Raw genomic sequence first — 17,309 nt, forward strand, 5'->3', positions numbered from 1 at the left:
CGATGAAACTCACCGCCGACGCCAAGGGCACCTTCGCAATCGCGCCGACGCCGTTCCACGACGACGGCCGGATCGACGAGCGCTCGATCGACCGCCTGACAGATTTCTACGAGGAGGTCGGCTGCGACGGCGTCACGGTGCTGGGCATCCTCGGCGAGGCGCCGAAGCTCGATGCCGCCGAGGCCGAGCAGGTCGCGGTGCGCTTCGTCAAGCGCGCCAAAAAGATGCAGGTGATCGTCGGCGTCTCCGCGCCGGGTTTTGCCACCATGCGCTCGCTGGCGAAGGCCTCGATGGATGCAGGCGCGGCCGGCGTGATGATCGCGCCGCCGCCGAGCTTGCGCACCGACGACCAGATCGTCGGCTATTTCAAGCAGGCAGCCGAAGCGATCGGCCCGGATGTGCCCTGGGTGCTCCAGGACTATCCGCTGACCCTCTCGGTGGTGTTCACCCCCGCCGTGATCCGCAAGATCGTCACGGACAATGCGAACTGCGTGATGCTCAAGCACGAGGACTGGCCGGGGTTGGAAAAGATCTCGACCCTGCGCAATTTCCAGAAGGACGGCTCGCTCCGTCCGCTCTCGATCCTCTGCGGCAATGGCGGGCTCTTTTTGGATTTCGAGATGGAGCGCGGCGCCGACGGCGCCATGACCGGCTACGCTTTCCCCGAGCTCCTGATCGACGTCGTGAACCTCTCCAAGGCCGGCAAGCGCGACGCCGCGCATGATTTGTTCGACGCGCATCTGCCGCTGATCCGCTACGAGCAGCAGCCCGGCGCCGGCCTTGCCGTGCGCAAATACGTATTGCAGAAGCGCGGCATCATCGCCTCCAGCGCGCAGCGCAAGCCCGGCGCGACCATCACCCCGACGGCGAAGGCGGAGGTCGATTATCTCCTCTCGCGCGTCGCCCGGGTCGACAAGCGCGCCAATCTCGGCCCGCAATCCAGCGCCGCAGGCTAATCGAATGGCAGAGACATCAGCATCACGCCCGGCTTCGACCATCCTCCTGCTGCGCGACGGCGCGGGTGTCGACGGCAAGAGCCGCGACGAGATCGAAGTCTTCATGATGGTCCGCCATCATCAGATCGAGTTCAACTCGGGCGCGCTGGTGTTTCCCGGCGGCAGCGTCGATGCCGGCGACAAGGAGATCGTCGCCCGCTCCAACCTTTACTCGGGCGGCGAGGGCCTCAGCGAAGCGGACCGCGGTTTTCGGATCGCCGCGATCCGCGAGACTTTTGAAGAGAGCGGCATCCTGTTGGCGCGATCGAAGGAGACGGGCGCGCCGGTCGACGCCAAGCGTGCCGGCGAGATCGCCGACGCGCATCGCGTCGCGCTCAACGAGCACAAGGTCAGCTTCATGAGCATTTTGGCCGATAACGGCCTCCAGCTCGCGCTCGACACGCTCGTGCCGTATGCGCACTGGATTACGCCGGAGGGCATGCCGAAGCGCTTCGACACCTGGTTCTTTCTTGCGGCAGCGCCGCCCGATCAGCTCGGCGCCCATGATGGTCGCGAGTCCACGGATTCGATCTGGGTCTCGCCGCGCGAGGCGGTGGAGGGCGGGGAGATCGGCCGCTTCAAGCTGCCGTTCCCGACCACGCGCAATCTGATCCGGCTTGCCAAGCAGCCAAACGTGAGTGCCGCACTAGAGCACGCCCGCGGGATGTCGATCGTCACGGTCATGCCTGTGATGACCAAGACCGAAACCGGCCGCCAGCTCCGCATTCCCCGCGAGGCCGGCTACGACGGCGAGGTGTTCGAGGTCGGGGCGCTCGGCTAGGATAGTTCGACACCAAACGAAGTATCGGCGGCTGCGGACGCGCTAGGTTCCGTTCATCGCGAATGGACGGGACGCAACGCATGGACGACCGGCAGGGTACCAACATCGCCGTCGAGCTGGCGCTGCTGGTCGCGCTCGCAACGCTCTGGGGCGGCTCCTACACCTTCATCAAGCTCGGCGTCGCCACCATCCCGGCGATCACGCTGATTGCGGCGCGCACCACCATTGCCGGCCTGCTGCTGCTCATCGTCATGCGGGCGCGCGGCATCGGGATGCCAACGGATGCGGCAACCTGGCAGCGCTTCGCGTTTCAGGCGGTGCTCAACAGCGTGATCCCCTGGACGCTGATCGCCTGGGGCGAGCGCCATGTCGGTGCCGCGCTCGCGACCATCCTCAACTCGGCCGGGCCGATCTTCACCTTCGTGCTCACGGCGCTGATCACCCGCCACGAGGCGACGCCGCCGCGAAAGCTGTTCGGCGTGATCGCCGGCATGGTCGGCATCCTGCTGATCGTCGGCGTCGATGCCTTCCATGGCATCGGTAGCGGCCTGCTGGCGGAGGCGGCGATCGTGGCCGCCACCATCTGCTATGCCTGCGCCGCGATCTTCGGCCGCAGTTTCAAGGGGCTCGATCCCATGGCGCCCGCCGCCGGCTCGCTGCTGGCGGGCGCAGCGGTGCTGATCCCGGCCTCGCTCGTCATCGAGCAGCCCTGGACGCTGTCACCCTCGCTTGCGTCCGTGTTGGCTCTGCTGGCGCTCGCGGTGTTCTCGACCGCAGCAGCGTTTGCGATCTACTTCCGCTTGATCCAGACCCTAGGCTCGGTCGGCACCACCGCGCAGGCCTACCTGCGCGTCCCGATCGGGGTTGCCATCAGCGTCGCCTTCCTCGGTGAGATCTTGAGCCGGACCGCCTGGATCGGGCTGGCCTGCGTCGTCCTCGGCGTTGCCGCCATGACGATCCCGGCCCGGCGGCGGACAAGCGTCACAGGCTCATAGTCCGAAACGGAGGAGGGGCGGCAGGCCCGATATTAAGGATATTCGGCGGCCAGAGGCATGTTCCCCCGGGGGCGCAATACGTCGTATATTGGACCTCCATTAGCCCGGTCCCCCAAACACCAATGTCCGCCGAATTGACGCCGACCCCTGAGAAAAAGCGAACTTTTTCGCTCTCCATCGGCCAGCTCACCTTCGGCAGCTTCCTGTTGGTGCTGGCGGTGATCATCGTCACCTCGACCGCGAGCGTGATCGCGATCCGGCATATCGACACCACGTTCGCTGAGCTGCAACGGCTCCAGAGCGTCGGGGACCTCGCCGAGGACATCGACCGCCGCATGAACGAATTGCGCCTTGCCGCGCGCGACTTCGTCACCGATCCCGGCGCCGGCATCCAGTTCCAGCAGGTGGGCGAGGCGGCCTCCGCCTTAAGCGATATCCTGAAGAAGACCCGCATCGAGCTCGCGCCCGAGCAGCAGGACATGATCGACGGGGTCACGGAGCGGCTGGCGACCTACCGGACCGGCCTGGAGCGGATCTCGACCCTGATCGACCGCCGCGCCCAGCTGCTCGCCGGCCTGCCGCCGCTGCGTGACCGGTTCGACGCGGCCGTCGCCGGCACTTCGGACCGCGAGCTGGCCTCCCGCCTGTCCGAGGCGCAGAGCCGCATCGCGCTCGGACTGCTGGCGCGCAACCCGTCCGCGGCCGAGCAGGCCGCGGAGGGAATGCGGGCGATGGACATCGCCGATGGCAAGCTGAGGTCGGCCGTCAACGATTACGCCGAGGCGATCATGGCGGTCGCCGTCCGCGAGCGGCAGATCGCCGACATCGACCGCGAGGTGCTGGGCACCGAGGGCCGGCTGATCGGCCGCGTCACCGAATTGCTGCGCGAGGTCAGCGCCCGGCGCGGCCACGTGCTGTCGCGCGATTTTGCCCGCACGCTGACCGAGGCGCGGTGGCAGAGCATCGTGCTCGGTACGGTCGGCGTGCTGATCGGCATCGGCGCCGCGCTGTTCGTGGTGCGCAGGACGGTCCGTCCGCTCGCCCAGATCGCGCGCTCCATTCGCGCGCTTGCGGCGGGCCAGAAAGACACGTCGATCCCGTCCGCCGACGTCGACAACGAGATCGGTGACATCGCACGGGCAGCCGAGGTGTTCCGCCGCGCGCTCGAGGAGGCCGACACCGCGCGCGAAGCGGCGGTGCGCGCGCTCACCGAGCAGCGCCTCGCCGAGGAGAGCTATCGCAAACTGTTCGAAGGCTCGGTCGATGGCATCTACGTGACGACACCGGCCGGCGATCTCCTCAACGCCAATCCGGCACTGGCGCGGATGATGGGCTACGACAGCCCGCAGCACCTTATCGACAGCATCAACGACATCGCCCATACGATCTACGTCCATCCCGAGGCGCGCGCCGAATACCAACGGCTGATGGCGCGCGACGGCATGGTGCGCGAGTTCGAATATCAGGTGCGCCAGCGCAGCGGCAACATACTGTGGCTCTCCGACAGCGCCACCGGCGTGCGGGACGAGCAGGGCAACATCGTCCGCTACGAGGGCACGCTGCGCGATATCACTGACCAGAAGCGGGCCGAAGACGCCATCGCCGAAGGCCGGCGCCTGCTCCAGCAGGTCATCGACACCGTGCCCGCGGTGATCAATGTCAAGGACCGCGACCTGCGCTACGTGCTGATGAACCGCTACATGGCCGGCATCTTCGGCATCGAGCCGGGCGACGCACTCGGCCGCACCACGGCCGACCTGATGTCGCGCTACGGCGCTGCCAAGTCCGACGAGAGCGACAAGCGCGTGCTCAAGTTCCGCAAGGGACTCGGCTTCTATGAGGAGGAGTACAAGGACGCCTCCGGCAACATGCGGCAATGGCTGGTCAACAAGCTGCCGCTGCTCGACGCCGAAGGCGAGATCGAGCGCATCGTCACCGTCGCGCTCGACATCGGCGAGCGCAAGCGCGGCGAGCAGGAGATGCGGAAAGCCAAGGAAGCCGCCGAGACTGCACTGCGCAATCTGCGCGAGACCCAGGCCTCGCTGATCGAGGCGGAGAAGCTCGCCGCGCTCGGGCGCCTGGTCGCCGGCGTCGCGCACGAGGTCAACAATCCGGTCGGCATCAGCCTCACGGTCGCTTCCGCGCTGGAGCGCAAGACCGCGATGTTCACGGCTGAGGTCGAGCGCGGCGAGCTCCGCCGCTCCACGCTCAACGACTTCCTCAACACCAGCCGCGATGCTTCCTCGCAGCTGGTCTCCAACCTCAACCGCGCCGCCGAGCTGATCCAGTCGTTCAAGCAGGTCGCGGCCGACCGCAACTATTCGGACCAGCGCAGCTTCGACCTCGGCGACCTCACCGAGCAGGTGGTGATGAGCCTGCGACCCGGCCTGCGCAAGCACAATCTGACGCTCAACGTCGAGTGTCAGCCGGACCTCACCATGAACAGCTATCCCGGCCCGTACGGCCAGGTGCTGACCAATCTGTTTCTCAATTCGGTGGCGCATGCGTTCCCGGACGGCCGGCCGGGGACCATCGACATCCAGGTGCGCGAGTCCGGCAAGGACAATGTCGAGATCCTCTTCTCCGACAATGGCTGCGGCATGTCGCTCGACGTCCGCCGCCGTGCCTTCGATCCGTTCTTCACGACGCGGCGCGACCAGGGCGGCACCGGCCTCGGCCTGCACATCGTTTACAGCATCGTCACCAATCGGCTCGGCGGCCGGCTCGATCTCGATTCCGAGCCGGGCGGCGGCACGCGCATCCAGATGATCCTGCCGCGCATAGCGCCGCTCGAACAGGCGGCGGAATGACCAGGCCGCGGACTCATTAGCGCGCGGCGCTTCGGCGATCGTTACCCGCGAACGAGAGCCGCGCCCAGGATGAGACACCAAGCGCCCAAAATGCGTGTCAACGTGATCGGATGGTGCGGCAGGCTGAACATGCCGATGTGATCGAACGCCAACGAACCGAGCAACTGACCCACGACGATCAACGTCAACACCGTCGCCACGCCGAGGCGCGGCACCATGAGGATGCTGGTCGCGATGAAGATCGCGCCGAAGATTCCCCCGGTCCATGCGATCAAAGGGGCTCGTCCGGCCAGGGCGGCAGCGGGTATCGGCTCGCGCACGGCGACCAGAACCAGCAGCAACGCGATTGTCCCGCCAAGATAACTCACGAACGCCGCCCACCGCGCGGATTGCATGGCGTTGCCAAGACTGGCGTTCAGCACCTGCTGAAAGGCGAGGCTCAGGCCTGCGGACAGGACCACGAAAGGTGCCAAGAGGTTCATGCGCGGCTCGCAGTGGCATGGAGAGGTGGAGCCAGCTTAGCGCCCGAGGCCAATTCACGTCTGGAACGAAATCGACCGTCTCAATCCGCGAACGCTGAACGGTAGGCGGCAGGCGTTGCGCCGTAAGCGCGTCGAAACAGGCGACCCAGGTGGCTCTGGTCGCAGAACGAGCCGGCATAAGCCACGTCGGCGACGGTGTCGCCGCGCTTCAAACGCGAGCGTGCCGATGCCAGTCGCAGCGCAAGACGATAGGCGGCGGGGGTCATTCCAACCTCTCGCTTGAACAGCCGAATGAAGCCGTCTGTCGATCGACCCTGCCGTGCCGCGATCGTGCGGATGGCGAGATCGTCGCACGAAACCAGCTCCGTCAGCGCGGCACATCGGGCCGGCCGCGTGAGACGTCTCGGGCACGGATCGTGCGAGCCGATCGCGTCGAGCATCTCGTCCGGCAAGGTTGCCCGCGAGTTGCGGATGCAGAGCGGCCCAGAGATCCCTCTCACCGCCGCATGATCGCTCGATAGATAGAGATGGCTGACGATCGAGCCGGCGCCGCCGTGCGAGGCGTGCGGTACGCCCGCCGGGATGACGACGATATCGCCCGCGATGGCGCGGAACTCCCCGACCGTGGTCACGTATATGCGCCACCCTTCGCTGACGGCGGCAACCTGGACATCCGGATGTACGTGACCGGCGAGCGCGACTGCCTGTGCCGCCGCGAGGTGGCCGAGCTCGATCGCCGCGTCACGTGCCCATGGGCGATATGTCCACGATCCAGGCATCCCTGCTGCATACGATCTATTGCTCAGGATGTCAGGGGGGGTGCTGTGGACTAGTTTGGGCCGTGACTTATGGCGGCACGCCCTAATCGACGTCGGCGAGCCTGTGCAGCGTCGCGCCGAAGATCTGGCTCGCCTTGCCGACCAGCGCCGTGCCAGTCATCTCCCCGCGCGTCTCCGTGAAGGTGCCGCTGACGCCGATGCCGACCGGGGCGGGGCCGCCGAACAGCGGATTGTCGTTGCCGCGCGGCGAGGTGTGGCGCTGCACCAGGACCTCACCTTTGAAAGTGTTGTTGTCCTTCACCGTGTAGCTGCCGGTGTAATAAAGGTAGGCGTCGCCGCCAAGAATCTTGCCGTCGCGGAAGAGAATGACGCCACTGCCCTTGCCGACTCGACCGTCGAGCAGGGTCACGTGAATCGAATAGAGGCCGTTCTTCATAACGTCCCGCAGGTCGGCCGCCATCGCCCAATGGCGTAACCGGTAGAGCAGTTATGCCAAAGCGCGTCCGCCGGCGCAACGCGTCACTTTTGCCGGTTGGCGGGAGCCTGCCGTCGCAAGCCGTAGTTGTCCCGGCTTGTGCGTGACGCCGTCATGACGGTTTGATGATGAGGCGAGGCCGAACGTTGCGAATCGGAGTTGGCCCGCGAAATGCATAACCATTGTTGCACTGGCCGCGGAGTGCTGGAGCAAGACGAACGTGAGCAACTGGATCGATTCCGGCGGCGATGAGCCGCGTCTGTACGGTGCGCGTCCCACGAATTGCAAAAGCGAACGACGGCGGATCGGCAGCGCGACACGCTGGCGAGGTGTGACAAGGCTGGCGTGCGCCTTGGGCCTGATTGCGCTCGCGGCTCCCTTCGGGCACGCGCGTGACCGTGGCCACTTCGTCAACACCAATGCGGATTTGAAGGCCTGGTTCGACGGCCTTCGTAGCGGCAAGGGGCCTTGCTGCTCCGACGCCGACGGCTCGGCGCTCTCGGACTCCGACTGGGACAGCAAGGACGGGCACTATCGTGTCCGCGTCCCGCGCTATGGCTCCGCCATCGACGGCCAGCCGCAGGAACTCGTCTGGGTGGACGTGCCCGAGGAAGCCGTGATCTCGGAGCCGAACCGAGTCGGACGGACCATGGTCTGGCCGATCTACGGCTACATGGGCGTCACCATCCGCTGCTTTATGCCCGGCAGCATGACGTAGACACACCGGGCAGCGCTTCGCTCGGAAGGCCGATGCCTGATGCCGCTCGCGTCGCGTCAGGTATACTTCTTGTCGCGCTCGAGCAGCTCGATGGAGATGCCTTCGGGGCCGCGGATGAAACAGATGCGTACGCCGGGCCTGATCGTCGTCGGCTCGCGCGTAAAGGTGACGCCCTTGGCCTTGATCTCGGCGGCGACGGCGTCGATGTCTTTTACCGTCAGACCAAAATGATCGAGGCCCTGATGCGGATGCAGAGGCGGCGGGCTGACGGCGGCGTCGCCCTCGAGCGGCGCGATGAAGACCCTGGCGCCGCCAAGGTTCACGTCGATCCGTCCGGGCGCGCGCACGATCTCGCCACCGAGGATGTCCCGCAGCCAGGCCGCCGTAGCCTCCGGATCGGGGCTGCGCAGATGGACGTGATCCCAAGTGACGACTGGCATTTCATTCTCTCCCAACGCGGTCTTTCGATGTTGCGCCGCATGTTTAACGGCCCCAGCCGGCGATCGCCACCGTCTTTGCTGATTCGCAACGGGCCGGGAACCTTAGTTCGTGTTCCCGATTAAGTGAAACGGTGGCTTAGTCCGTCGTAGGACGTGCTTCAGCCGCTGTCGGTGATGAAAACCATGAACGTTAGGCTTGACCGGTTCGGGTTGGGGCGTTTCGCCGGGACTGGCGAACGATTGGCGCGGGCCGTGACGGTTGCGAGCGTCTCGTTTGGCCGAAGCCTGCTGTGGCTGCTGGCAGCGATCATTGTGGGCTGCGGAATTTGGATGCTACTGCCTCTCTCCAAAGGCAATAGCGCGCAACCGGTGACGACCGGCCTGGCAGCCGTCGAGACGGCTCCTTCAGGCGATGCGGCAGCCGCGGGCTCGCCGGCTTCCGCAGCTCAGGCGCCGGCAATGGCAGAACTCGGTCGTCTCAGGATTTCATCGCAGACCTGGCGCCGCGGCGGCCTCGGCTCGAAGGCGCTGGTGACGTTCACGTTGCGAAACGACAATGACTATGCCGTAAAGGACGTCGAGATCGTCTGCGCGTTCGCGCGGCGCGACGGCAGTCATCTCACTGATCGCAGTCGTGTGCTGGCGGACCCTGTCAGCATGAAGAGCCGCAAGACCTATGCGCATATTCCCATCGGCTTCGTCAATGTGAATGCCGACCAGGCGAAGTGTTCGCTGGTTGCAGCACGCCGCGCCTAAAGGAGGCATTTTTCCGGATAGCGGAAAAGTTACCATCCGCAGGTCTTGGCCAAAATACTTGGCGTTGCCATTTGAACCGAACGGGCTGGGCCAGGAACCAACTAGAGAATCGCCTGTTAAGGCGAAGAGCCCACGCGGGGATGCGGGGGGCGGAGCGCGGCCAATGCCCATCTTTCGGTATTTCATCTTTGTCGGTGGAGCTTTGCTCACACTGTTGTTTGCGGCGGATTTCATGCTGCCGGCAGCACCCGTGGCGCAAGCTGTTGCGACCGCGAGCAACGACCAGCCGCTGATCCGAATCCGGTCCGATCGCCATTTGCCTGAACGTGTCGTGCTCGACACCAGCCAGCCGACGATCGCCGCGCCTGCGATAAAGACCGCCGCCGCCGTTGCGCCTCAGCCGCCAGTGCAGGCTGGCATGTCGCCCGCATTGGCCGAGATGTCGGCCAAGGTGCGGGTCCGCGAGACGTTCGCCCAATTCACGCCCGGCCCGAAGGCCGATACCGCCGCCGCAGCCCGGAAGACCGAGGCCCAGGTTCAGGCTGCTGCGGCTTCTCCGGCCCAGGCTCAGCCCAAGCGCAAGGTCGTCAGGACGCATCGGGCGCCGCAACAGGGACGGCCGATGATGGTAGCCCAGCAGCCGCATTTCGGCCTTTTCAACACGACCTGGTGAGAGCACACCTTCGACTCGTCTCGAACGGAGGCGGGTGGGGCTTTTTATTGGTCGGCCTCTCTGCTAATTCGAACCCATCCGAACGCCGTCCGCTGTGCGGGCTCGCCAGCAGCGGTCAGGCGCGTCTCGGTTGCGGCCCACTACTGGGCCAGGGCGCTCGTAGCTCAGCTGGATAGAGCATCGGATTTCGATTCCGAGGGTCGGAGGTTCGAATCCTTCCGAGCGCGCCACGCCTCCCTGCGTTCTAGATCTGTTCTGTATCAGCACTGATGCCGGTCACCATCGCGTGGGCTTGCGGCGTCAGCCTGCCGACACTCGGATTTGCCGGCCACGAGCCAGCGTGTCCGAGGGCGCCTCGTGGAAGGTCGCGCGGTATGCTGCGGCGAACTCACCGAGATGATGGAAACCCTGGGCGCGCGCGCATGTAGCGACGGTGGCGCCGCCGCCCTTGAGCAGGCGAGCGCGGGTTGCCCACAGTCTTTTGAGGCGAATGTACTGGTGCAGGCTCATGCCGCGCACCTTGCTGACCGCGCCGCCGAGCGTCCGGATCGAGACGCCAAACTCGCTGGCGAGATCGGCCGTATAGATCGGAGCGGTCGGATAGGCTGCGACGTAATCGTCGATCTGCTGAACGAGTTTGATCGACCGCTCGCTGCGAACGGAGGTGCTCCGATCTGACAGGGGATCGATCCGAAACAGATCATCGAGCGCGAGCAGCAGGCCTTCCTGGAGATGGGCGGCTACCTCGGTGGTCTCGAACAGGAGCGGCTGCACCGATGCGGTTCGCAGAATGTCGAGCAGGAGCTGACGTGCGTGGAGCAGGGCCGGCCGGTTCGCGACATGGGCCCGCAAATCGTCGGCACGATCGAACCAGCCCCGGTCTCGCAAGGTAGGCGAGAGGATGATCATCGCGTGATGATTGGTCTGGGGTTCGACGTAGTGACATTCATCGTTGCCGCGCAGTGCAACGAAGAAGCGGGCGTCGAGATCCACACCCCTGAAGTTGGCCTGAAGGTCGTCGGTCATCGCCAGGATCACCTTCCCGCCCGGCATCCGATAGGCGGTGTCGAGGATGCGCGCGAACGACCTCATCACGACGATGCGGCATGCCGGCAGGGAGACGACGGCGCGGGCCGCCGCGAAGTTCGCAACGTCGAGCGGAATGCTCCTCGCGTCCTCCATCGACTCGATCGGCCGAAACGCATCGACGTCGGCAAAGCCGATCAGTTGGAGCGCGGAGGACGGGACGAGGGCGTCGAACAACATGCGTCTGGGCGGCTGCTGCAATGTGACACGCAAATGGATGTCGGTGCATCGCCATCAATGGCGAAACATCATGCTTCAGTAAATCGGATTTCGTGCCGTAGTATTGCGGACCTCATGCCATGAGGCACGGCAGATCAATGTCGCCGTCAACCTTCTCTGCTTATCGGTTGGCCGGAGGCGAGGTCGATGAAATGCAGGCGCGTGCACGCGGGACAGGCAAAGGACGCAAAGCTCCGCCCCTCCTGTCTTTGTCCCTTCTCCAAATGCGTCTGCACATTCATGCCCGTCTGGGGGCATCGGAAAACGATCAAATCGGCCATCTCCGTACAATGACGAAGTGACGGATTTCATCTTTGATCTAGATCAGTTTTGGAATTGCTCCAGGCTAGCCGCGCAGGTGGTCGGAGCAAGCAGTTCACGGTCTCGCAAAAGCGAAGGGGCCCCAAGGGCCCCTTCGGTATCACCAGCGGCGATAGCCGTAGCCATAATAGCGTGGGCCGTAGTAGCGCGGCGCATAATACCGGGGGCCGTAGTACGGCCGCGGTCCGTAATACCCATAATAATTCGGACGCCACCAGCAACGTCCCCAGGCGTTGCAGACCATGCGGACCTGCTCGACGCCGGAGACCTCTGGCGTTGCAGGTGCGGGCGCGATGGGCATGGCGGACGCCGCCGGCGATACCGCGAGGGCACCGAACAGGGATGCGGCGACGAGGCCAATCTTGAGCTTCATGATGTCTTCCTCCGCTGACGCAATGCAGGATATCGATGATGTTCTGATCAAATTGTGGCGGAACCGAAATGTAATGCTGATGAACAAATCTTCAGCGAGCCCGCCGCAGGCGTGACCTTAATGCGCCAGACTATTCCAGGTTCGAGCGTCTGACCAATGTTGCGCTGGCGCCGGCAGGTGCCGCACGACATGCCGCCATCCTTGATCCTGCGCAATTCGCCGGCGCGGCTTCGTCCCTAGTCTTGCCGCATGGCCAGCCTTTCGAGGAATTCGAAGAGCAGGCCCACGGGTTGCTTGGAGCTATGCAATGGACAAGATGAGACTGGACAAGGGTGACTGGCTGGTCGTGTGCGACGGGCGCAAGGCGCTCATTCTGGAAAATCTCGGCGACGAGATGTTTCCGAACCTTCACACCAGGGAAGTGCATGAGCAGCCCAACCCATCGACAGGCGCGCAAGGGACCGATGCGCCGGGTCGATTGCATGGAGCGGCCGGCGGGGCGCGCAGCTCCGTCGAACAAACCGATTGGCACGATGAGGCCGAGCGCGCGTTCCTGCGGGGCCTGGCCGGCCGTCTCGATGCCGCCGTCAGTGCGGGAGAGACCTCGGCCCTGACCATGGTGGCCTCACCGCGTGCGCTGGGCATGATCCGCGCCGATTATTCCGATGTCGTGCGCAGGGTGCTTCAGGGCGAGGTCGGCAAGGACCTCGTCAAGCTGCCGGTCTACGAGATCGAGAAGCAATTGCTGCGGTCGGGCGCCGCGAGATAGGGGCGCCCGCGGGGAAGGACGCGCGGCGCCTCAGTAGCAGGGGTGCCGGCGGCCGTCCTGGCCGATATAGGCGGCCGCGCCCCGGTAGCAGTGGTTGGTCGACGGGCCGTCGTAATAGGCGAAGGTGCCGGGGGTGATGCCAGGCCCGTAATTGTGCAGATAGCTGATCGGATAGGGCAGCGGGTTGGCGTAGGAGCGGGGGTACCGGTGATGTCCCCGTGCCTCCGCGAGGCCAGGGGCTAGGATTGCAGCCGACAGGGCAGCAACTGCGGCTACAAGCTTCAACTTGCTCATCTCGATTCTCCGGAACCTGCGCGAATAGGTCGGCCATTTATAGCAATTTCGGGTGCCCAGGACATCGGTCCGGAGGCGCGGAATCACGCCCAAACCGGCAGATTTCCGGGTGGGTGTGACAGAATTGCCGGACATGCGGTCGAAAGCTGCCCATTTTTGGCCTTTTCGGGATGCTTAACGAATTCCCCACACAAGTATGACCAAAGACTATTCGATTAAGAATCCTGTCGTCGGCCTTTGGGGGCTCCTTCCAGGCCGGTCCATTCCTGAAGGCTTTCGCCGTCACGTCGCCATGCGCATCCCGCTTCTGAGCCTGCTGTCGCTTTGCCTCGCCGCCGCTACGCCGGCGCGCGCCGAGCTGCACATCACCCGCGACCACGGCGGCTATGTCGAGGAGTACAAGGCCAAGTACAAGCGCGTGCGCGAGAAGGGCGAGCGCGTCATCATCGACGGCATCTGCAATTCGGCCTGCACGCTCGTGCTCGGCATCGTGCCGATGAACAAGATCTGCGTGACGCCGCGCGCCAGCCTCGGCTTCCACCAGGCCTACTACGACAAGGCCTTCACCTTCGGCATCAAGGTCACCAGTGCCGAGGGCACCTCCGATCTGATGTCCTACTACCCCGACAAGGTGAAGGACTGGATCCGCCGCAATGGCGGGCTCACCACCGACATGAAGAAGATCAAGAACGGGGTCGAGCTCTGGAAAATCATCGATCCCTGTCCGGAAGAATGGTGAGCGGCTGAGCCGCGGCTCCCGCTGCCCGTCGCAGCGCAGCATCGCTCGTCCGGAAATTCGTATTGCCGCATGGGGCCCCATCGGGCAATGAGGGCGGCAATGAACCACAATCCGGAAGCTCTGACCGCCCGCGCGGCGCCGATCCTGTTCGTCCTGCTCTGGAGCACCGGATTCATCGGCACGAAATACGTCGTCAACAATGCCGATCCCTTGACCTATCTCGCCATCCGCATGGCGATCGTGGTCGGCCTGATGGCGATCATCGCAGGCATCGCGCGGCCGAAATGGCCTGATGGCACCGGCATTGCGCACAGCGCGGTCGCCGGCATTCTGGTCCACGGTTTCTATCTCGGCGGCACCGCGATCGCGATCGCGCATTCGATTCCGGCCGGCCTTTCCGCGCTGATTCCGGGCCTGCAGCCGATCCTGACCTCGACCATCGCCAATCGCTGGCTCGGCGAGAAGGTGACGCAGCTGCAATGGGCCGGCCTCGTGCTCGGCCTTGGCGGGGTCGTGCTGATCCTGCACAACCGCCCGATGACCAGCGAAGCCGGGCTCGGCTGGCTCGCCTCGGTGGTCTCGCTGATCAGCATCACGCTCGGCACGCTCTATCAGCGCCGCTACTGCAATCACATCGACTGGCGCGCCGGCAATCTCGTGCAATACGTGTCCGTCACCATCTTCTTCGCGATCGGCGCCTTTCTGTTCGAAGACCGTGTGGTGCACTGGACGCGGGAATTCGTGCTCGCGCTCGCTTGGCTGGCCGTGGCGCTCTCGATCGGATCGATCGGGCTGTTGTACTGGCTGATCCGCCACGCCGCGGCAACCTCGGTCGCGAGCCTGTTCTATCTGGTGCCGGCCGTGACGGCGCTGATGGCCTATCTGCTGTTCGGAGAAAACCTGGACGCAGTTGCCATTGCCGGCATGGCGCTCTGCGCCGCAGCGGTCTTTGTGGTCAATCGACGCTCTTAGCGGATTCCAGCGCGCACAGCCCTGACGTGTGTTGACCGTTTTCGTGCTAGGGTGGGGCGGCGCGCAGCCAAACGGCGAGGGTAGGCCGTCGCCGGAGCTGTCTCCGGGCGCGCCCGCACCCGGAGATCTGCTCTGAGTGCGATCAGCGCTTGGCCTTCTTGGCCTTCTTCTTCGACTTGGACGCTTTCTTGGAGGCCTTTTTCGCGGCTTTCTTGGACGATTTCTTTGCGGCCTTCTTCGTGGTCTTCTTCGCAGCCTTCTTGGCTTTCTTCTTCGCAGCCTTCTTCGGCGCTACTTTCTTCGCGACCTTCTTGGCGGCTTTCTTCACCTGCTTGACGGCGGTGACCGCGGCGTCCTTGGTCGCTTCCACGGCGGTGGTGATCGTGCCCATCGCCTGCTCTGTGATCGGCTTCTCGTCGTCCATGTCGTCCCCCATTGTTTGAACGAAGCGATGACGATAGCGGGTTTCAAAATTGTGTCAAAGCAACGCTCAACCTTTGCGGATCTTTGCGTAGGCGGCGAGCGCCCGCATCCCCTGGCATGATCGACGATCAGCTGCGGGCATGATGCCCGCGCTCGCAAGCTCGATCGGGTTGCCCGCCACGGAGGGTGGATCAGCTTCGCCGGTCTGTCCTTCAGCTCCGGCACCCAGCGCTCGGCTTTCGATGGCATCGCTTGCGATCTTCGGCGCAGGACGCAGCTCCTTCGATGCGGGCAGGACGCGCCAGGCGCCAGGGCGGGCCGCTGGTCAGGGGTGTCCTCGTTTACGATTTGGAAAGCATGGCGCGGGCCACGGTGCGAACGGTCGTTAATGGGGCCGTAAGCCGATTGCACGAATATGCAAGAATTACGGGGGTCATTCCATCCATGTCCAACCTTCTCTCGGCGAAGTTCCTGCCGCAGTTCAAGCTCGGCACCAAGGCCGTCCTGTGCGCGGTACTGCTGATCGCCATGAATACGGCGCTCGTGGTCGGCGCCGGCTATTGGTCGCTGACGTCCGCCTTCAATGATCGTGCGCTGCGCGACATCGAGGTCAATCTGCGCACGCTGGCTTTGGCCTTTGCCGAGACCGTTCCCGACGTCAAGATCATGATCCGGGATGGCGCCGTCCAGCGCGCCGAGATTCCCAAAATGCCCGACCTCAGGGATCACGCCATCGTCGATCGCGCGGTGTCCTATGTCGGCGGCAATGCGACCCTGTTCGTGTTCGACGAGGCGAGCGGGCAATTCGTGCGACGCTCGACCAACGTGAAGAAGGAAAATGGCGACCGCGCCGTCGGCACCCAGCTTGCCGCCGATCATCCGGGGCAGGCGCCGCTGCGTCGTGGCGAGGCCTATAAGGGACCGGCCACGCTGTTCGGCAAGACGTTCATGACCGCCTATTTCCCGATTCTGGACGCGACCGGCAAGGTCGCCGGCATCCTCTATGTCGGCATTCCGATGGCCCAGTTCGAGAGCATGCTGTCCCAGGCGATCGAGAGCATGGCCGCCGCCGCGGGTCTCGCCGCGCTCCTGGTCCTGATCCTCACCTTGGTGATCGTCCGCCGGGTCACGAAACCGCTCACCTCGGTCACGCGCTCCCTCACGGCGCTTGCCAACGGCCAGAGCGACGTTGCGATCGAGTGCGAGGACCGCGCCGACGAGATCGGCGAAATCGCCCTCACGGTCGCGGTGTTCAAGAGCAATTCGCTGGAGCGGGCGCGCCTGCGCAGCGAGCAGGCGGCGGCCACAGCTGCGGCTGCCGAGCAGCGCAAATCCGACCTGCGCAACTTCGTCGAGGAGTTCCGCGGCAGCGTCGGCGGTATCCTCGACAAGGTGCTGACATCGTCGGGTGAGTTCGAGCGCGTGGCGCGGCAGCTCACCGACGTCGCGCGTTCCACCGCCGATCTGTCGGCGCGGTCCGCCGGAGCCTCCGAAAACGCCTCCGAGCACGTGCGTTCGGCGGCATCAGCCTCCGACGAGCTGTCTCAATCGATCTCCGAGATCACGCGCCGGGTGCAGGAATCCAACGAGATCTCCGCCGAGGCGGTGCGGCAGGCCGAGGCGACCGATCAGCGCATCGCGCAGCTCTCGGAAGCCGGCGCGCGCATCGGCGACGTCGTCAAGCTGATCACCTCGATCGCCGAGCAGACCAACCTGTTGGCGCTGAATGCCACCATCGAGGCCGCGCGCGCGGGCGATGCCGGCCGTGGCTTCGCGGTGGTGGCCCAGGAGGTCAAGACGCTCGCCGGCCAGACCGCCAAGGCGACCGACGAGATCTCGAACCAGATCGAGAGCATGCAGCTCGCGACCGAGGAATCGGTCGCTGCCATCAAGGCGATCAGCCAGACCATCGAGCGCATCAGCGGCATCGCCGGCTCGATCTCGGCTGCGGTCGAGCAGCAGAAGAGCGCGACCCACAACATCGTGGCCAGCGTTCGCGCGGCGGTGTCGGGCACGGCTGATGTCGCCGTCAATGTCCGTCACGCCGCCAAGGGTGCGAGCGAGACCGGCGAGACCTCGAGCCGGATGTTTGCCTCCGCCCAGGCGCTGTCGGGCGAGAGCCTGCATCTGAAGGCCGAGGTCGACGGCTTCCTCGACCGCGTCCGCGCAGCGTGATCCAACGCAGCCGTTCCGGGGCGGTGCGCTAGCA

The 17,309-nt window shown here is 64.9% G+C and carries 19 protein-coding genes and 1 tRNA gene; 12 read left to right on the forward strand and 8 right to left on the reverse strand.

Going from position 1 to position 17,309, the window contains the following annotated elements:
* The first annotated feature begins 2 nt into the window (after window positions 1-2).
* From ACR9YP_RS20865 to ACR9YP_RS20880, 4 genes are all read left to right on the forward strand, one after another.
* The gene (locus ACR9YP_RS20865) at window positions 3-956 is read left to right on the forward strand and encodes a dihydrodipicolinate synthase family protein (protein WP_438107570.1); all 954 of its coding nucleotides are present in this window, start codon (window positions 3-5) and stop codon (window positions 954-956) included.
* A gap of 4 nt (window positions 957-960) precedes the next feature.
* Window positions 961-1,776: an NUDIX hydrolase gene (locus ACR9YP_RS20870; RefSeq protein ID WP_474216960.1), complete on the forward strand. Its 816-nt coding sequence runs from the start codon at window positions 961-963 to the stop codon at window positions 1,774-1,776.
* 80 nt (window positions 1,777-1,856) lie between these two features.
* Window positions 1,857-2,771 carry a DMT family transporter gene (locus ACR9YP_RS20875; RefSeq protein ID WP_474216961.1) on the forward strand — a complete coding sequence of 305 codons (915 nt, stop codon included), beginning with the start codon at window positions 1,857-1,859 and terminating at the stop codon, window positions 2,769-2,771.
* 122 nt (window positions 2,772-2,893) lie between these two features.
* Window positions 2,894-5,581 carry a PAS domain S-box protein gene (locus tag ACR9YP_RS20880; RefSeq protein ID WP_438107574.1) on the forward strand — a complete coding sequence of 896 codons (2,688 nt, stop codon included), beginning with the start codon at window positions 2,894-2,896 and terminating at the stop codon, window positions 5,579-5,581.
* A gap of 41 nt (window positions 5,582-5,622) precedes the next feature.
* Here the strand turns inward: ACR9YP_RS20880 and ACR9YP_RS20885 are convergent, their stop codons facing one another.
* The 3 genes from ACR9YP_RS20885 to ACR9YP_RS20895 all read right to left on the reverse strand — a co-directional run bounded on the left by ACR9YP_RS20885 (window position 5,623) and on the right by ACR9YP_RS20895 (window position 7,278).
* On the reverse strand, window positions 5,623-6,063 hold the full coding sequence (locus ACR9YP_RS20885) for a DMT family transporter (protein WP_474216962.1): 441 nt from the start codon (window positions 6,061-6,063) through the stop codon (window positions 5,623-5,625).
* 80 nt (window positions 6,064-6,143) lie between these two features.
* Window positions 6,144-6,842 carry a helix-turn-helix domain-containing protein gene (locus tag ACR9YP_RS20890; RefSeq protein WP_438107576.1) on the reverse strand — a complete coding sequence of 233 codons (699 nt, stop codon included), beginning with the start codon at window positions 6,840-6,842 and terminating at the stop codon, window positions 6,144-6,146.
* A gap of 82 nt (window positions 6,843-6,924) precedes the next feature.
* A complete protein-coding gene (locus tag ACR9YP_RS20895; RefSeq protein WP_176945705.1) occupies window positions 6,925-7,278 on the reverse strand; it encodes a GrlR family regulatory protein in 354 nt (117 codons plus the stop codon).
* Between the two features lie 259 nt (window positions 7,279-7,537).
* Here ACR9YP_RS20895 and ACR9YP_RS20900 point away from each other — a divergent pair, with 259 nt between their 5' ends.
* Entirely contained in the window at window positions 7,538-8,035 is a 498-nt protein-coding gene (locus ACR9YP_RS20900; RefSeq protein WP_474216963.1) for a hypothetical protein, read from the forward strand.
* A 56-nt stretch (window positions 8,036-8,091) separates the two neighbouring features.
* Here ACR9YP_RS20900 and ACR9YP_RS20905 read toward each other — a convergent pair whose 3' ends face one another.
* The gene (locus ACR9YP_RS20905; protein WP_438107579.1) at window positions 8,092-8,475 is read right to left on the reverse strand and encodes a VOC family protein; all 384 of its coding nucleotides are present in this window, start codon (window positions 8,473-8,475) and stop codon (window positions 8,092-8,094) included.
* Between the two features lie 183 nt (window positions 8,476-8,658).
* Between ACR9YP_RS20905 and ACR9YP_RS20910 the strand changes: the two genes are divergently transcribed.
* From ACR9YP_RS20910 to ACR9YP_RS20920, 3 genes are all read left to right on the forward strand, one after another.
* A complete protein-coding gene (locus ACR9YP_RS20910; protein ID WP_438110688.1) occupies window positions 8,659-9,231 on the forward strand; it encodes a hypothetical protein in 573 nt (190 codons plus the stop codon).
* 163 nt (window positions 9,232-9,394) lie between these two features.
* Entirely contained in the window at window positions 9,395-9,904 is a 510-nt protein-coding gene (locus ACR9YP_RS20915) for a hypothetical protein (protein ID WP_438107581.1), read from the forward strand.
* A gap of 153 nt (window positions 9,905-10,057) precedes the next feature.
* Window positions 10,058-10,134: transfer RNA gene (locus tag ACR9YP_RS20920), tRNA-Arg, on the forward strand.
* Window positions 10,135-10,204: 70 nt separating this feature from the next.
* Here ACR9YP_RS20920 and ACR9YP_RS20925 read toward each other — a convergent pair.
* Both ACR9YP_RS20925 and ACR9YP_RS20930 read right to left on the reverse strand, forming a co-directional pair.
* Window positions 10,205-11,170, reverse strand: coding sequence for an AraC family transcriptional regulator (locus ACR9YP_RS20925; protein WP_438107582.1), 966 nt, complete (start codon window positions 11,168-11,170; stop codon window positions 10,205-10,207).
* A gap of 460 nt (window positions 11,171-11,630) precedes the next feature.
* Window positions 11,631-11,903, reverse strand: coding sequence for a hypothetical protein (locus ACR9YP_RS20930; RefSeq protein ID WP_091889772.1), 273 nt, complete (start codon window positions 11,901-11,903; stop codon window positions 11,631-11,633).
* A gap of 307 nt (window positions 11,904-12,210) precedes the next feature.
* Between ACR9YP_RS20930 and ACR9YP_RS20935 the strand changes: the two genes are divergently transcribed.
* Window positions 12,211-12,672 carry a host attachment protein gene (locus tag ACR9YP_RS20935; RefSeq protein WP_438107584.1) on the forward strand — a complete coding sequence of 154 codons (462 nt, stop codon included), beginning with the start codon at window positions 12,211-12,213 and terminating at the stop codon, window positions 12,670-12,672.
* A gap of 30 nt (window positions 12,673-12,702) precedes the next feature.
* Here ACR9YP_RS20935 and ACR9YP_RS20940 read toward each other — a convergent pair whose 3' ends face one another.
* A complete protein-coding gene (locus ACR9YP_RS20940; protein ID WP_474216964.1) occupies window positions 12,703-12,966 on the reverse strand; it encodes a hypothetical protein in 264 nt (87 codons plus the stop codon).
* 292 nt (window positions 12,967-13,258) lie between these two features.
* On the opposite strand from ACR9YP_RS20940, the gene ACR9YP_RS20945 reads away from it, so the two are divergent.
* Both ACR9YP_RS20945 and ACR9YP_RS20950 read left to right on the forward strand, forming a co-directional pair.
* Window positions 13,259-13,705 (forward strand): hypothetical protein, encoded by a 447-nt coding sequence (locus tag ACR9YP_RS20945; protein WP_091889766.1) that lies wholly within the window; start codon window positions 13,259-13,261, stop codon window positions 13,703-13,705.
* 99 nt (window positions 13,706-13,804) lie between these two features.
* A complete protein-coding gene (locus tag ACR9YP_RS20950; RefSeq protein WP_474216965.1) occupies window positions 13,805-14,677 on the forward strand; it encodes a DMT family transporter in 873 nt (290 codons plus the stop codon).
* A gap of 142 nt (window positions 14,678-14,819) precedes the next feature.
* Here ACR9YP_RS20950 and ACR9YP_RS20955 read toward each other — a convergent pair whose 3' ends face one another.
* A complete protein-coding gene (locus ACR9YP_RS20955) occupies window positions 14,820-15,101 on the reverse strand; it encodes a histone (RefSeq protein ID WP_438107587.1) in 282 nt (93 codons plus the stop codon).
* Window positions 15,102-15,544: 443 nt separating this feature from the next.
* Here ACR9YP_RS20955 and ACR9YP_RS20960 point away from each other — a divergent pair, with 443 nt between their 5' ends.
* A complete protein-coding gene (locus tag ACR9YP_RS20960) occupies window positions 15,545-17,275 on the forward strand; it encodes a methyl-accepting chemotaxis protein (protein ID WP_438107589.1) in 1,731 nt (576 codons plus the stop codon).
* The last annotated feature ends 34 nt before the right edge of the window (window positions 17,276-17,309 follow it).

Source organism: Bradyrhizobium sp. BR14999, from assembly GCF_056106085.1.